Genomic DNA, 15,393 nt, shown 5'->3' with positions numbered 1-15,393 from the left:
ACTGTCCGGCCCCATTCCGGAACGGCACGGTGCAAGGGACGCTGCGCCCCCCTCCACGTGAGCACCGAGCCGAACGCATGAAAGCACGCCAAGTCCTGTCCGCCACGGCCATCGCGCTGGCCCTCGCCATGCCGCTGGCGCTGATGGCGCGCGCCGATGGCGATGCGATCCCGGCAGCGCCGACCGCCGACCATGCGACCACGTCGAAACTGGTCTACGGCCTGCTGTCCGACAGCCGTTACGCCTACCGGCCGCGGGGCCTGGACGCGACCCTGTCGCAGGACATCTTCCGCCGCTACCTGGAGTCGCTGGACGGCAACAAGCTGTTCCTCGATGCCGCCGACATCGCGCGCTTCCAGCCCCATGAGGCGCGCATGGGCGACGCCGTCCGCCATGGCGACACCGGGCCGGCGATGGAGATGTATGCGGTCTACAAGCAGCGCGTGTCCGAGCGCGTCGAATACGCCCGCAGCCTGCTGGAGCAGGACATCTTCGATTTCGAAGGCGAGGAGCGCTGGTACTACGACCGCGAGGACGCGGCCTGGGCGACCGACTCCGCCGAGCTCGACGCGCTGTGGAAGAAGTCGGTGCGCAACGACTGGCTGCGGCTGAAGCTCGCGGGCAAGGAGCCGGCCGAGATCCGCACGACGCTGGACAAGCGCTACGCCAACATCGTCACCAGCGTCTCCCAGCTCAACAACGAGGATGCGTTCCAGACCTTCCTCAACGCCTACACGGCGTCGATCGATCCGCACACGGACTACTTCAACCCGCGGACCGCCGGCCTGTTCAACCAGAGCATGTCGCTGTCGCTGGAAGGCATCGGCGCGCAGCTGCAGAAGCAGGACGACGTGGTGGTGATCCGCGAGCTGATCGCCGGCGGACCGGCCGCGACCAGCAACAAGTTCACCCCGGGCGACCGCATCGTCGGCGTCGGCCAGGGCAGGAGCGGGCCGATGGAAGACGTGATCGGCTGGCGCATCGACGACGTGGTCGAGAAGATCAAGGGCAAGGCCGGCAGCCAGGTGCGCCTGGACGTGGTGCCCGTGGAGGCGCTGCTCGACAGCGAGCCGGTGCGCATCACCCTCACCCGCGCCAAGGTGCGACTCGAGGAGCAGGCGGCCAAATCCAAGGTGATCGACATCCCGGCCAGCGCGGTGGGCGACGCCAAGCGCATCGGCGTGATCGAGCTGCCGGCGTTCTACCAGGACTTCGAGGGCCGGCGCAGCCGCAACGGCGACTACGCCTCGGCCACGCGCGACGTCGCGCGGATCCTGGGCGAGTTCCGCGCCGAGGACATGGACGGCATCGTGCTCGACCTGCGCAACAACGGCGGCGGCTCGCTCAACGAAGCGGTCGAACTTACCGGGCTGTTCATCGACACCGGCCCGGTGGTGCAGGTGCGCGAGTCGGGCGGCCGGGTGAACGTGGAGTCCGATCGCAAGGCCGGCGTCTCCTGGGACGGCCCGCTGGCGGTGCTGGTCAACCGCGCCTCGGCATCGGCGTCGGAGATCGTTGCCGGCGCGATCCAGGATTACGGCCGCGGGCTGGTGATCGGCGAGACGACCTTCGGCAAGGGCACGGTGCAGAACCTGTTCGACCTCGACCGCTGGCCCGCCAACGAGGGCACGCGCCACGGCCAGGTCAAGATGACCATCGCGCAGTTTTTCCTGCCCGGCGGCAGCAGCACCCAGAACAAGGGCGTGGTGCCGGACATCCGCTTCCCGGCAACGGTCAACGGCAGCGAGTTCGGCGAAAGCACCTACGACAATGCGTTGCCCTGGACCCGCATCTCGGCGGTGCCGCATACCCAGTACGGCAACTTCGCGCCGCTGCTGCCGCGCCTGGATGAACTGCACGCCGGCCGCGTGGCCGTCGACCGCGAGTTCCAGTGGTGGAAGGAAGACGTCGCCGAGTTCCGCGCCGAGGCCGACAAGGACTACATCTCGCTCAACGAGGACGAGCGTCGCACGGAGCGCGATCGCCAGGCTGCCAAGCGCAAGGACCGCCAGGAAGAGCGCAAGCGGCTGGGCCTGGACCTGGATCCGTTGGCCGAGCTCTCCGCCGACGATGGCCTGACCGCCAACGAGCGCGACATCGCCGCCGACACCGCGCGCGAGGAGGCCGCCGAGAAACGCCCGGATCCGCTGCTGCGCGAGTCCGCCGCGATCCTCGCCGACGCCGTGCGCCTGCTCGATGCCGACCGCCAGCTGTCGGCGGCGGTGCTGCCGGAGTCCACCGGCCCGGGGCGCTGGGCGCGCTGAGCACCGCTCCGCGCCGCTGAAGGTCGGCCTGGCGGCGCGATGCGCACCGCCGGCGGTGCGCGGAGGTCCGCGTGTCGACCGGCGGGCAGCGTAGAATCCGCACGCCGGCAGCCGTATTCCAATGCGCTGCCCGGCTTCAACCCTCCCGTCACTCCAACGCCCGGACGCCGCCATGGGTGCCGCTTCGCCCGTTCTTTCCGCCGCCCGCACGCCTCCCGGCGCGCTCGCGGTCGCGCTTGCGCTCGGCGCGCTCTACCTCGTCTGGGGTTCGACCTACCTCGGCATCCGCTTCGCGCTGGAGGGCGGCTATCCGCCGCTGCTGATGGCGGGCATGCGCTTCCTGGCCGCGGGCGGACTGCTGTACGCGGTCCTGCGCGCGCGCAGGGTTCCGGCGCCGAGCCGGGCGCAGTGGCGCGACCTGGCGGTCATGGGCACGCTGCTGCTCGGCCTGGGCAACGGCATGGTCTGCATCGCGCAGCAGACGGTGTCCTCGGGACTGGCGGCCGTGGCCGTGGCGTCGTGCCCGCTGTGGATGGGGCTGTTCGCGGCACTGCGCGGCGAGCGGCCCACGCGCATCGAACTTGGCGGGCTGGTGATCGGCTTCGCCGGTGTCATCTGGCTCAACGCCGGCAGCGCGCTCACGGCGTCCCCTCAGGGCCTGATCGCGCTGCTGATCGCGCCGCTGGCCTGGGCCTTCGGCTCGATCTGGAGCCGCAGCCGCGCGCTGCCGCAGCCGTTCATGACCGCCGCCGCGCAGATGCTCTGCGGCGGCGTGCTGATGCTGGTCGCGGGCTGGCTGTTCGGCGAACGGATCACTGCCATGCCGACGCTGCGCGGCACGCTGTCGCTGGGCTACCTGGCGGTGTTCGGCTCGATCCTCGCGTTCTCGGCCTACGCCTGGCTGCTGCAGAACGTGCGCGCGACGCTGGCCGGAAGCTATGCCTACGTCAATCCGCTGATCGCAGTGCTGCTCGGCGCCTGGCTGGCCGGCGAGCGTTTCGGCGTCAACGACCTCGGCGCGATGGCGGTGATCCTGGCCGGCGTGGTCGCGATCACGGTCAGCGCCGGCAGGCGCAGGCGCAGCGCGCGTCAGATGGCCGCCGCGACGCCCGTGGTGGCGGCGGGCCTCGCCGTGGCCGCGGAGTCCGACGGGTCCGACGGGCCCGCCGAAGCCGCCACAGCCGTCACCTCGCCCGGACCCGATGCGGCTGTGCGCCAATGAGCACCAATACCCACACCCGCGGCCTGTGGATGGCGGCCGGCGCCTTCGTCATCTGGGGCCTGATGCCGCTGTACTGGCATCTGCTCAAGCACGTGCCCTCGCTGCAGGTGGTCGCGCACCGGGCGCTGTGGTCGGCAGTGCTGGTGGCGGCGTACCTGACGCTCACCCGCGGCCGCGGCTGGCTGCGCGCGGTGCTGTCGCAGCCGCGGCTGGCAGGGATGCTGTTCGCGTCGGGCATGCTGATCGGCTTCAACTGGAGCCTGTACGTGTGGGCGGTCAATGCCGGGCACGTGGTCGAAAGCAGCCTGGGCTATTTCATCAACCCGCTGCTCAACGTGGTGATCGGCGTGGTCTTCCTGCGCGAGCGGCTGGTGCCGGCGCAGTGGGTGGCCGTGGCGCTGGCGACCTGCGGCGTGCTCTGGCTGACCTTCAATTACGGCAGCTTCCCGTGGATCGCGATGGCGCTGGCGGGATCGTTCGCGCTCTATGGCCTCATCCGTCGCCAGGCGCAGGTCGACGCGGTGGCGGGACTGGGCGTGGAGAACCTGTACCTGCTGGTGCCTGCGGCCGGCCTGCTGGCCTGGCTCGAGCTGGGCGGCAGCGGCGGCTTCACCGACCTGGGCTGGGGCCTGGGCAGCAACCTGCTGCTGGTGCTCGGCGGTGCGCTGACCGCGCTGCCGTTGATCGGCTTCGCCTACGCGGTGCGCCAGGTGTCGCTGACGACCGTCGGCCTGCTGCAGTACCTGGCGCCGACGCTCCAGCTGCTGTGCGGCGTGCTGGTCTTCGGTGAATCCTTCGGCCGCGACCGCGCGATCGGCTTTGCGGTGATCTGGGTCGGCCTGGCGGTGTTCGCCGTCGACGGCTTCCTGCGCGCGCGGCGGCGGGTCGTGGCCCAGCAGGCCTGACCCGCGCGCCGCGCGTGGTACTCATGCCGCGCGCAGGGCGTCGGTCACCGGCATCGTCGCCGCGCGCAGGGCCGGGAACAGGCCGCCGACGAAACCGATCGCCAGCGCCCACTTCAGGCCTTCCCAGAGCAGCCCGGGCGAGACCTTGAACTCGAAGGTGAGCTGGGACATGCCGCCGGCGAGCGTCGATGCGGTATAGCCGTTGAACACCAGCCACGCCAGCAGGCCGCCGAGCGCGCCGCCGATGGCCGCCAGCAGCATCGTCTCCAGCATCACCGCCACCACCACCGGCATGCCGCGGAAGCCGATCGCGCGCAGCGTGGCGATTTCGCGCGCTCGGGAGGCGACGCTGGCGAACATGGTGTTGAGCGCACCGAACACCGCACCGATCGCCATGATCGAACCGACCACGATGCCGATGATTCGCAGCACCTTGGAGATGCCTTCGGACTGCGCCTGGAAGTATTCGAGCGTGGTCTGGGCCTCGACCTGCAGCCGCGGGTCGGCGGCGAGGGTGGCCTTGAAGGCCTTGAACGCCGAAGCGTCGGTCAGGCGCGCGAACACCGAGGCGCGGCTGCTGCCGCGGCGATAGGTCGTGGCCACCACCTCGGCATCGGCCCACATCTCGGACTCCATCGAATCGCCCGATTCGAACACGCCGACCACCGTCCATGACTGGCTGCCCAGGCGCACCTCGTTGCCGGGATCCAGGCCCATGAACTGGCGGCGCGCACCCTTGCCGACCACCAGCTCGCGCATGCCGGTTTCGAAGCGACGACCCTCGACCAGCTGCACGTTCGGGCGCACCGCCCAGGCCATGTCGCCAACGCCGCGCAGCTGCACGCTGCCGTCCACGCCGGCGTCGCCGCCGCGGATCGGCAGGTTGGCCGCGACGACCAGCTCCGGGGAAGCCAATGGCCGGCCCTCGGCGTCGCGCGCGATTTCGGGCGCGCGTTCGATGGTGGTAATGGCGTCGCGCCCGAGCACCGACATCAGCTCGGCCGCGGAGCCGCCGCGCAGCACGATCGCGGTCTGTTCGTCGCCGCTGCTGCTGACCGTGTGCCGGTAGCCTTCGGCCATCGCCAGCAGGGCCACCAGCACGCCGACCACGCCGGCGATGCCGATGATCACCACTGACGACGAACCCAGCCGTTGCGACAGGGTGCTGACCCCGACCCGGGTGACCGACGCCGCCTGGCGGCCGCTGCGGGTGGCCAGCATCCACAGCGCGAACGCCACCGCGAGTGCGAGCAGCGCGGGCCAGGGCAGGAAGATCCAGGCCGCCAGGAATGCGACCAGCAGCAGCACCAGGGCGGTGCCGCGCAGCATTTTCTTCAAGTTGTTCATTTGCATGTCCCCCAAGAGGTCCGTTGCATCCGTCCAGCCCGGCGCAGCGCGCCGGGCGTTCGCGGCGATCGCGCGGCAGTGCCGCGCAAGCGATCGCCGCTCACCCTCAGCGGCCCGCGAGGGCGTCGACGATGTTCAGGCGCATGGCGCGGATCGCCGGCAGCGCGCCCACCACCAGGCCGATGACCAGCATCAGTCCCAGTCCGAGCATCCAGCTCTCGACGCCCACCGGCGGCAGGTTGACCATGCCGCCGCTGCCGGCGGTGGCCGCCTTGCCGGTCACCGATGCAAGGCCCAGGCCAAGCGTGCCGCCGATGACCACCATCAGCATCGACTCGGCCAGCACCATCGCCAGCACGCTGGTGCTGGAGAAGCCGATCGTCTTCAGTACCGCAAGTTCCGAGGTGCGCTCGCGCACCGCCTGCGCCATGGTGTTGCCGGTCAGCAGGAGCAGGGTGAAGAACACCGCGCCCATGATCGAGCCCACGATCAGGCCGATGTCGGCCATCTGCTTGAGCTGCGAGGCCATCGCCGCCTGCTCGCTCATGGTCTTGGTCTCGTGCGGCGAGTTGGCCGAAAGTGCGTCGATCGCCTTCGCCGCGGCGTCGCTGCGGCGCACGTCGGACACGCGGCTGATGTACCAGCCGACGTCGCCGTCGACATAGGGCGTGGACTCCTCGAAATAGTCGTAGTGCATCAGCATCATCGCCCCGGTGAAGCCGGCGCTTTCGCCGTCCTTCGCGCGCAGCACGCCGACGATGTCGAAGGCCCAGTCCAGGCTGCCGTCGCTGTTGGGGTAGATGGCCGACTGCAGCGGGATGCGCTGCCCGACCTCCCAGTCGAAGCGCGTCATCATCGTCTCGCCGACGAGCATGCCGGTGCGGTTGCGCTTCCAGGCTTCGAGCTGCGCGGGCTCGACCTCGACCTCGGGATAGAGCTCGAGGTAGTTCGACGCCACGGCGAGCGTGAACAGCTGGTTGCGCGGACCCTGGTAGGTGCCGCCGAACCAGTTGGCGTGGGTCACCGCCTCGATGTTGTCGATGCCGACGATGCGCGACTGCAGCGACAGCGGCAGGGTTTCGATGAAGGACAGCTTCGACGCCGTCTGCAGGCGCTGCGCGCCGTCGGCGTTCTGGCCGAGCTGGGCGAAGCTGGTGCGGATGCCGTCGAGCAGGCCGAACAGCAGGAACGCGGCCATGATCGAGGCAAGCGTCAGGAAGGTGCGGGTCTTGCGCCGGAACAGCGCCGCCCAGACCAGGTGGAAGTACTTCATGTCGACCTCCTCGGGGTTCGCCGCGTCAGGCCGCGTGTGCCTGCTGTTCGACCAGCACGCCCTTGTCGAGGTGCAGGGTGTGGCTGGCGTGCTCCGCCGCCTTCGGGTCGTGCGTCACCATGACGATGGTCTTGCCGTGCTCGCGGTTGAGCTCCTGCAGCAGGCCCAGGATCTCCTCGGCGGACTGCCGGTCGAGGTCGCCGGTAGGCTCGTCGCAGATCAGCAGGGTCGGGTCGGAGACGATGGCGCGCGCGATCGCCACGCGCTGCTGCTGGCCGCCGGACAGTTCGGACGGCTTGTGCGAAGTGCGGTCGGACAGGCCCACCAGTTCGAGCGCCACCTGCGCATTGCGCTTGCGCTGCGCGGAGCCGAGCTTCGTCAGCAGCAGCGGCAGTTCGACGTTCTTCTGCGCCGACAGCGCCGGCATCAGGTTGTAGAACTGGAACACGTAGCCGACGTTGCGACTGCGCCAGGTCGCCAGCTGCCCGGCGCCCATGCTGTCGATGCGCTCGCCATCGATCTCGATCTCGCCGCCGGTGGGCGCGTCGAGGCCGCCGATGAGGTTGAGCAGCGTGGTCTTGCCCGAGCCCGAAGGCCCCATCAGCGCGACGAAATCGCCGGACGCGATGTCCAGGTCCAGGCCGTGCAGCACGGCGACCTTCTCGGGGCCGCGCTGGTAGGTCTTGCTGAGGTTGCGGATCGATACCAGGGTGGTCATGGGCATGCCTCGTGTTGGTTGCGTGGGCGCGCGGACTGCACGCAGTACGGGGTTATTCGGCGGTGACGCGGATCCTGTCACCGTCCGCGAGCCCGGCGGGCGGGTCGAGCACCACGGTCTCGCCGGGAGCGAGTCCGGACACCAGGGTGCGCTGGCCGTCGCCGGCGCCAATGGCGCTGACGCTGCGCCGTTCGGCCACGGCATCGTCGCCGCTGCCGGCCACGACGAAGACGATATCGCCGCCGTCGCGCGCGGCCACTGCCGCCGCCGGCACGCGTACGCCGCGCGGTGCGTCGCCGTCGGCCTGTTCCGGCGCGCGCTCGAGGAAGCTCACGGTCACGCCCATGTCCGGCACGATCCGCGGGTCCTTCTCCTTCAGCGCCACGCGCACCTTGACCGTGGCCTTGCCGCGGTCGGCGGTGGGGATGATCGCGATCACTTCCGCCGGGATCTTCCAGTCGGGGTAGGCGTTGAGCGTGGCCTCGACCGGCATCTCCGGCTGCACGCGGCCGATATAGGCCTCGCCGACGTCGACCTCGACCTCGAGCGAGTCCATGTCGACGATGGTGCCGATGCCGGTGCGGGTGAAGCCGCCGCCGGCCGACAGCGGCGAGATGATCTCGCCCGGCTGCGCCGCCTTGGCGATGACCACGCCGGCGAAGGGCGCGCGCACGACGGTGTTGTCGACGCCGATGTCGCTGATCCGCAGTTGCTCGCCTGCGACCTGCGCGTTGCGCTGCGCGGTGGCGAGCTGGGCGCGCAGCGAGTCGCGCTGGGCCACCGCCTGCTCGTATTGTGCGCGCGACACCAGCTGTTGCTGCACCAGCGTTTCCAGGCGCCTGGACTGTGCTTCAGCCTCGACCAACTGGGCGCGCACCGACTCCGCCTGGCTGCGCGCGGCGCCGAGCTGGGCCTGTGCGAGGTCGTGCTGGGCATCGGCATCGACCGGGTCGAGCGTGGCCATGATCTGGCCTTCTTCCACCGCCATGCCTTCCTCGATCAGCACCTCGCGCACGCGGCCGGTGATCTTCGCCGAGACCGTGGCCATGCGCCGCGCGACCACGTAGCCGCTGGCGTCGAGCACCGAGGTCGCGCCGCTGCCGCCGCCGGTGGCGACCGCGGTGGCCGTGCGCACCTCGACGCCGCGCTCGCCGCCCAGCAGCGCCCAGGCCAGCCCGGCAAGCAGCAGGACCGCAACAGCGACCGCCAGCCCGATCCAGAGGCCGCGCCGGGAGGGCGGCGGCGTGGGTTGCCGGTCGATGCGGAGCTCGCGCAGCAGGTCTGCTTTCGTGTTCATGGAGTCCCCGACGGTGGCAGGGGGCCGAGTGTGACGGCATCCAGCGCACGCCGCCACGTGACGTCTGTCAAGCGCGATGGACCACCGCTTCGACATGCCGCCGGCCAGGGCAAGACCACCTGGCGCGACAGAAGAGCTGGCTCTGAGCTACGAAGCCCGGGACTTCAGCATCTCGAACGCCGCACGCAGGCCCAGGGCCTCGCCACCCGCGGGACGGCCGGGACGGTCGCTGTCGTTCCAGGCGTAGGTGTCCAGGTGCGCCCAGGGCATGTCCCCGGGCACGAAGCGCTCCAGGTACAGCGCCGCAGTCACGCTGCCCGCCATCTTCGAGCCGGCGTTGGCGAGGTCGGCGACCTTGCTGGTCAGGTAGCGCAGGTAGGGGCGCCACAGCGGCATGCGCCACAGCGGGTCGCGTACCTGCATGCCGGCGTCGAGCCAGGCCTGGGCCAGGGCGTCGTCGTTGCTGAAGAGTGCGGGCAGGTCGGGACCGAGCGCGATGCGCGCGGCGCCGGTCAGCGTGGCGAAGTCGAGCACCAGGTCCGGCGACTGCTCGCCGGCATAGGCCAGTGCATCACCCAGGATGACCCGGCCCTCGGCGTCGGTGTTGTCGATCTCGACGCTGACGCCGGTGCGGGTGGCGATCACTTCGCCGGGGCGGAAGGCGTTGGGACCGATCGCGTTCTCCACCGCCGGCACCAGCAGGGTGATGCGCAGTGGAAGCTTCCGCGCCATCACCAGCTCGGCCAGGGCGATCGCGTGCGCGGCGCCGCCCATGTCCTTCTTCATGTTGCGCATGCCGTCGGCGGGCTTGATGTCGAGGCCGCCGGTGTCGAAGCACACGCCCTTGCCGACGATGGCCACGTGCGGGTGCGAGGCCTCGCCCCAGCGCAGCGCCAGCAGGCGCGGCGCGCGGTGCGAGGCGCGGCCGACGGCGTGGATGGCGGGGAAGTTCTGCTCCAGCAGGTCGCCGCCGGTGATCGCGGTGAACTCGGCGCCGTGCGCCTGCGCGATGCCGCGGGCGACGTCCTCCAGCTGGTCCGGCCCCATGTCCTGGGTGGGCGTGTTCACCAGGTCGCGCACGCGCGCGCAGGCAGTGAGGACATCGAGGGCTTCGGCGTCGGCGTCGGCCAGCGCCAGCCGCGTACGCACCGGCTTCGGCGTGCGGTAGCGGTCGAAGGCGTAGCTGCCCAGGCCCCAGCCGAGTTGCAGAGCGCGCAACGTACCAGCGGGCAGATCCGAAGCCGGCGCCCAGTCGCCTGCCGGAAGCGCGCGCGGCGCGTGGGCGTAGCTGCAGGGATCGAGCATGTCGCCCACGCCGAGGATCGCACCGGCCGGGGCACCGTCGCTCCCCGGCAGTGCCAGGCAGCTGCACGGCGAAGCGTCGAAGGCGTGCGCGTCCAGCCACGCCCCGATGGCGTCGGACTGCGTCGCGCGCCAGGCCGCGAACCCGTCGCGGTCGACGATGTGCAGCGGCAGCGCGTGGGCGGCTTCGGTGGCGGAAACATAACAGGCGGGAAGCTTCATGCGGGGGTGCTCCAGTAGCGGTCGCCCGGAGCGGGCAGGGCCGCGTCGAGCCAGTCGGCCAGTGCGGCCAGGGAATCGAAATGGAGGTCGGGTTCGACCTCGGCGTGTCGCCATTGCGCATGGCGGCCGGCGTCGTCGGCGCGGTTGATCCAGCAGCTGCGCAGGCCCGCGCGCGCGGCGCCGGCAACGTCGGCGTCCGGATGATCGCCGACGTGCAGCACCTCGGCCGGCGGCACGCCCAGGCGCTCGCATGCGGCGAGGAAGATCGCTGGATCGGGCTTCGCCGAACCGAAGCTGCAGGCGCTGAGTTGCGCGGTAAACAGGTGGTCCAGGCCGATGCGCGCAAGGTCGGCATTGCCGTTGCTCAGGGCCGCGATCGGCAGCCGGGCGCTGATGCGCTCGAGCGCGTGGATCGCGTCGGGGTAGCACTCCACCCTGTTGCGCTCGGCGAAGAAGGCCTCGTAGGCCGCGTCCGCCAGCGCCACGTCGCCGCCGCTTTCGCGCAGCGCCGCTTCCAGCGTCAGGCGGCGCAGCGCGGACATGTCGTGGCCGAGCGCGGGGTGTTCGGCAGCGATCCGTTCGCGCAGCGCGCGCATTTTTTCGACCGTGAACATCTCGGCGGTGGCCGGGCTGTGCCGCCGCATCCATTCGTCGAGCACGCGTTCGATGCGCACGCCGATCGGCGCGAATGGCCAGACGGTGTCGTCGAGGTCGAGGGTGATGGCGCGGACGGCGAAGGCCATGCCGCCATTGTACGGCGCGGCTAACCGAGCAGCCGTGCCCAGCCCTGCAGGCCGTCGATGCGCGCCAGCACGCGCTTCACGCAGACCAGCAGCGGCACCGCCAGCAGCAGGCCGACGATGCCCCACGCCCAGCCGAACACCAGCAGCGCCAGGATCAGCACCAGCGGCGAGAGCTGCATGCGCTGTCCCAGGACCAGCGGCGTGACCAGCTGGCCTTCCAGCGTGTGCAGGCCCAGGTAGATCGCCGCGGGCAGCAGCGACGGCCCGACCTCGTCCCAGCTCACGAAGCCCATCGCCAGCATCAGCACCACGCCGATGGCGGGGCCGACGTAGGGCGCGAAGTTGAGCAGCATCGCAATGGTGCCCCAAAGCAGTGCCTCGGGAACCTCGACGCCCAGGCCCCAGTGCAGGATCGCCGCCAGCAGCAGGCCCACGACGGCGTTGATCAGGGTGATGGTGAACACGTATCGCGACACGTCGCGCTCGATCGACTGCATGATCTCGACCGTGATCTTCTGCCGCTGCCGCGAGGGCAGGAGCGCGATCGCACGGCGCTGCAGGTCCTCGCCGAAGACCATGAAGAAGAAGGTGAGCAGCACCACCGCGAGCACCCCGCCGACCGCGCGCGGCGCGCGCGTGACCAGGCCGTAGGGATCGTCGGCCTGCGTGCGCACGACATCGACCTTGTCGCCGCCGTCGCCGCTGGCCTGGCGCGCGATGTCCTCGGCGACGCGGCCGGCCTCGTGCATCGGCTCGACCAGCGTGCTCAGCTCCTTGCCGATCTGGCGCATCTGCCGCGGCGCCTCCTGCATCCAGTCCAGGGCCGGCACCAGCAGCTGCTGGCCGAGCAGGCCGGTGGCGGCGATGCCGCCAACCAGCACCAGCAGCGCGGCGAGGAAGCGCGGTATGTAAAGCCGGCGCAGCGCACGGATCACCGGGTTGCCGACCAGGGCGAAGAACATCGCCAGCAGCACCGGCAGGATCAGGCCCTGGGCCGCCCACAGCGTGTAGCCGACGGAGAGGACGGCCAGTACCAGCAGCGCCGCGGAGGCGCGGGGACGGGGCTCGGGCAGCGGCTGTGCCGTCACCGCTGCCTGCGGCTTCGCGGTCGGGCTGTCGTCGACCGCCGGGGTGGTGGCTTCTCCGGTCGCGTCGGATTGGATGTCGGGCATGGCGGCGCCGGCGCGCTCAGCGCGGTTCGGACAGCTCTGTGGCGGCTTCCGCGGGGCGTGGCGGCGTGTCCCAGGAGGGGTCCGGAGCGCGCCTGCGTTCGGTGGCCGGAGGCGTCGGGCCGGCGCCGGCGCCGGGCGTGGGCTTCGCAGGCGGGCTTTCGGGCGCCGCGGTGCCTGCCGCCCCGGCCGCCGCATCTCCCGCCTCTTCCGCGGCGTCCTTCGCATCCGATGCCGCAAAGGCGGCCTGCACCGTGCCGACCAGGCCGGCCAGGCTGCCCGCCAGCTGCAGCCAGCGGGCGGGTTCGATGCCTGCGACCGCGCGCGCCGGGCGTGCCCAGCCGGCAAGGAAGCCGGCCGCCAGGCCGGCGACGATCACCCGCGGCGGCGTCCATGCCTCGCGCCAGCAGCCGCCCAGCACGCGCAGGTTGGCGGCCACGCGCCGCTCCTGCGCCTCGAGCGTGACCTCGGCCCTGGCCACCTTGGCCTGCAGCTCCTCGAAACTCATGGCGGGGTCACTCCGGCATCGCGTGCGCGGTCGCGCAGCTTCGACTCCGCGGCGCGCGCCGAATCCGCCGAGCCGGCCCCGGGCATCAGCGCGGACAGTTCGCCGATGCCCAGGCGCGCCAGCTGTCGCCGCGTCGCCTTGAGCCGGGTGTGTTCGAAGTAGCCCGTCGCCTTTTGCAGCGCCAGCCACGCGCAGAGCGCGCTGAGCAGCCCGCAGCCACCCAGGGACAGCCACCACGGCAGTCCGACCTGGTTGCTCAGCACCACGATCAGCGCGGTCATCAGCAGCAGCCAGGCCGAGACGCCGAACATCACCGCTGCGCCGGCAAAGACGGCGCTGCGGCCGGCCGCGCTGCGGGCCAGCGAAACATCGGCGGCGAGCAGGTCGCGCAGCGCCCTGGCGGCGTCGCCGGTGGCGCTGATCCCGGCCACGCCGCTGTCGCGCAGCTCGCGCAGCGCCTCGGCGAGGTCGGGCGGTGGCGGCGCGGACCGTGCGCCTCCTTCGTCCTCGCGCGGCGGCGGGTCGTGCGGTGCCGATGAAGGCGGCGGTGGCGGCTGCGACTCCACGCGGCTTACTTGTCGCCGCTGCGGGCGAGCTTGGCGATGATCCAGCCGGCGGCGAAGGCCGCGCCGAAGGACGCGATCGGGCGCTCGCGGATCAGGTCGGCGGCGCTGTCGATCAGGTCGCGGCCCTTCTCCATCAGCTGGTCGACCTGCTCGCTGCCGGCGCCGGCGGCCTCTTCCAGCGCGGACAGGCCGGCGATCGCGCCATCGGCGAGATCGGCCTTCAGGTGGGCCTTGCCCAGGCGCATCTCCTCGCCGGCGGCCGCGGCGGCACCGCGTACGGCGTCGGCGGTATCGGTCGCGGCCTGCTTCAGGTGTCCGCCGGCTTCGGACAGGTTGGATTTGAGGTTGTCGGTGTGGGTCGGGCTCATCGCAATCTCCTTGGGTGGGGTATGGCTCATTTCATCAACAGGTTGCCTTGTCCGCGGCCCCGCTGGATGTGAAGGACCAGTTGCTCCGGTGCCTCCGCCAGCGCGGCGCGCAGTGCGGGCAGGTCGCCTGCGCGCATCGTCCCGGCGGCCAGCACGACGTCGCCTGCGCGCAGTCCGTTGCGCGCCGCGCGGCTGCCGCCGGCGACCTCCTCCACCAGCACGCCCGACACGCCACCGCGGCGCAGGGCCTCGGGCAGCTCGGCGAAGCTGGCGCCGGACAGGCGCGGATCGAGCTGCTGCCCGGCCAGCATGCGCGGCTGCTCGCGCAGGGTGGCCTGCACCTGCAGCGGCTTGCCGTCGCGGCGCAGGTCCAGGCTGACGCGGGCGTTGGCCGGCTGCAGGCCCTGGAAGTTGCGCAGCGACTCGCCGTCGGCGATGCGCTCGCCGTTGGCGGCCACGACCACGTCGCCCGGGCGCAGGCCGGCATCGGCACCGGCGGAGTCGGCGTGGACGCGGGTCACCACCGCGCCGCGACTGCCGGCCGCCAGCCCGAGGCTCGCGGCCAGCCGATCATCCAGGTCCTGGGTGTCGATGCCGAGCGTGCCGCGCCGGACCTCGCCGGTCGCGGCAAGCTGCTGCATCACGCCGCGGGCCAGGTTGGCGGGAATCGCGAAGCCGAGGCCGATGTTGCCGGCCATGCTGCCGCGCGGGTTGAAGCTGGCGGTATTGATGCCGACCAGCTCGCCGCGCAGGTTGACCAGCGCCCCGCCGGAGTTGCCGGGGTTGATGCTGGCGTCGGTCTGGATGAAGTTCTGGTAGCCCACGCCTGGCACGTTGGCGCGACCGACCGCCGACACGATGCCCGAGGTCACCGTCTGGCCCACGCCGAAGGGATTGCCGACCGCGACCACGAAGTCGCCGACCTGCAGCGTGCTGCTGTCGGCCAGCGCGATCGCCTGCAACGGCGCGCCGCTACCGGGCACCGGGATCTTCATCAGCGCCACGTCGGTGTCGGCGTCGGAGCCGACGAACTCCGCGGCCAGCGTGCGGCCGTCGGACAGGGTCACCGAGACCTCGTCGGCGCCTTCGATCACGTGGTGGTTGGTGAGCACATAGCCGTGCGCGGCATCGACGATCACGCCCGAGCCCAGCGATTCGTTGATCCGCTCCTCGGGGATGCCCGGGAACATGCGGCGGAAGAAGGGATCGTTGGCGAAGGGGTTGTTGATGCGCACGCGCTGCTTGGTGTGCACGCTGACCACGGCCGGCGTGACCCGGCGCAGCATCGGGGCAAGCGAGGGCAGGGCCTGGCCCTCGACGGTGGCCGGCAGCGAAGCGGCCATGGGCACGGTCGCGGCCTGCGGCAAGGGTTCGGCGCGGACGGGTGCCTGCAGGCCGTCGCGGATCAGGGTTGCCGCGAAACCGCCGAAAGCGGCGGCCGCGATGAGGGCGATGAGGGTGGTACGGGTGGATGCTTGCATCGGTCTGT

13 protein-coding genes and 1 pseudogene are annotated in these 15,393 nt (G+C 71.3%); 3 read left to right on the top strand and 11 right to left on the bottom strand.

Annotated elements, in window-relative coordinates; genetic code table 11:
* Positions 1-77: 77 nt before the first annotated feature.
* From E2169_RS05920 to rarD, 3 genes and pseudogenes are all read left to right on the top strand, one after another.
* Positions 78-2,264 carry a carboxy terminal-processing peptidase gene (locus tag E2169_RS05920; RefSeq protein WP_132985696.1) on the top strand — a complete coding sequence of 729 codons (2,187 nt, stop codon included), beginning with the start codon at positions 78-80 and terminating at the stop codon, positions 2,262-2,264.
* A gap of 172 nt (positions 2,265-2,436) precedes the next feature.
* Positions 2,437-3,339 (top strand): annotated as a pseudogene (yedA, locus tag E2169_RS05915) (drug/metabolite exporter YedA); the annotation flags it as partial.
* Between the two features lie 143 nt (positions 3,340-3,482).
* The gene (rarD, locus tag E2169_RS05910; protein ID WP_132985694.1) at positions 3,483-4,391 is read left to right on the top strand and encodes an EamA family transporter RarD; all 909 of its coding nucleotides are present in this window, start codon (positions 3,483-3,485) and stop codon (positions 4,389-4,391) included.
* Positions 4,392-4,412: 21 nt separating this feature from the next.
* On the opposite strand, the gene E2169_RS05905 is transcribed toward rarD, so the two are convergent.
* The 11 genes from E2169_RS05905 to E2169_RS05855 form a co-directional block, all read right to left on the bottom strand.
* On the bottom strand, positions 4,413-5,738 hold the full coding sequence (locus tag E2169_RS05905; protein WP_132985693.1) for an ABC transporter permease: 1,326 nt from the start codon (positions 5,736-5,738) through the stop codon (positions 4,413-4,415).
* 106 nt (positions 5,739-5,844) lie between these two features.
* Positions 5,845-7,011: an ABC transporter permease gene (locus E2169_RS05900; protein ID WP_132985692.1), complete on the bottom strand. Its 1,167-nt coding sequence runs from the start codon at positions 7,009-7,011 to the stop codon at positions 5,845-5,847.
* Positions 7,012-7,036: 25 nt separating this feature from the next.
* Positions 7,037-7,729 (bottom strand): ABC transporter ATP-binding protein, encoded by a 693-nt coding sequence (locus tag E2169_RS05895; RefSeq protein WP_132985691.1) that lies wholly within the window; start codon positions 7,727-7,729, stop codon positions 7,037-7,039.
* A gap of 52 nt (positions 7,730-7,781) precedes the next feature.
* Positions 7,782-9,026, bottom strand: a complete 1,245-nt coding sequence (locus E2169_RS05890) for an efflux RND transporter periplasmic adaptor subunit (RefSeq protein ID WP_132985690.1) — start codon at positions 9,024-9,026, stop codon at positions 7,782-7,784.
* Between the two features lie 147 nt (positions 9,027-9,173).
* Positions 9,174-10,550 (bottom strand): leucyl aminopeptidase family protein, encoded by a 1,377-nt coding sequence (locus E2169_RS05885; RefSeq protein WP_132985689.1) that lies wholly within the window; start codon positions 10,548-10,550, stop codon positions 9,174-9,176.
* A complete protein-coding gene (locus E2169_RS05880; protein WP_132985688.1) occupies positions 10,547-11,293 on the bottom strand; it encodes an HAD family hydrolase in 747 nt (248 codons plus the stop codon). The genes E2169_RS05885 and E2169_RS05880 overlap by 4 nt, the downstream gene beginning before the upstream one ends.
* 20 nt (positions 11,294-11,313) lie before the next feature.
* Complete coding sequence (locus tag E2169_RS05875) at positions 11,314-12,465, bottom strand: AI-2E family transporter (protein ID WP_132985687.1); 1,152 nt, start codon at positions 12,463-12,465, stop codon at positions 11,314-11,316.
* A 16-nt stretch (positions 12,466-12,481) separates the two neighbouring features.
* Entirely contained in the window at positions 12,482-12,970 is a 489-nt protein-coding gene (locus E2169_RS05870) for a protein sip-5 (protein ID WP_132985686.1), read from the bottom strand.
* Complete coding sequence (locus E2169_RS05865) at positions 12,967-13,536, bottom strand: phage holin family protein (RefSeq protein WP_132985685.1); 570 nt, start codon at positions 13,534-13,536, stop codon at positions 12,967-12,969. Before E2169_RS05865 ends, E2169_RS05870 begins: the two co-directional genes overlap by 4 nt.
* Positions 13,537-13,541: 5 nt before the next feature.
* On the bottom strand, positions 13,542-13,904 hold the full coding sequence (locus E2169_RS05860; protein ID WP_132985684.1) for a hypothetical protein: 363 nt from the start codon (positions 13,902-13,904) through the stop codon (positions 13,542-13,544).
* A 26-nt stretch (positions 13,905-13,930) separates the two neighbouring features.
* On the bottom strand, positions 13,931-15,385 hold the full coding sequence (locus E2169_RS05855; protein WP_132985683.1) for a trypsin-like peptidase domain-containing protein: 1,455 nt from the start codon (positions 15,383-15,385) through the stop codon (positions 13,931-13,933).
* Positions 15,386-15,393: the final 8 nt, after the last annotated feature.

Origin of the sequence: Luteimonas terricola, from assembly GCF_004352845.1 — a bacterium.
GTDB classification, from domain to species: domain Bacteria; phylum Pseudomonadota; class Gammaproteobacteria; order Xanthomonadales; family Xanthomonadaceae; genus Luteimonas; species Luteimonas terricola.
The sequence above is the reverse complement of the archived record's forward strand: the minus strand, read 5'-3'. Positions and strand labels throughout refer to the sequence as shown.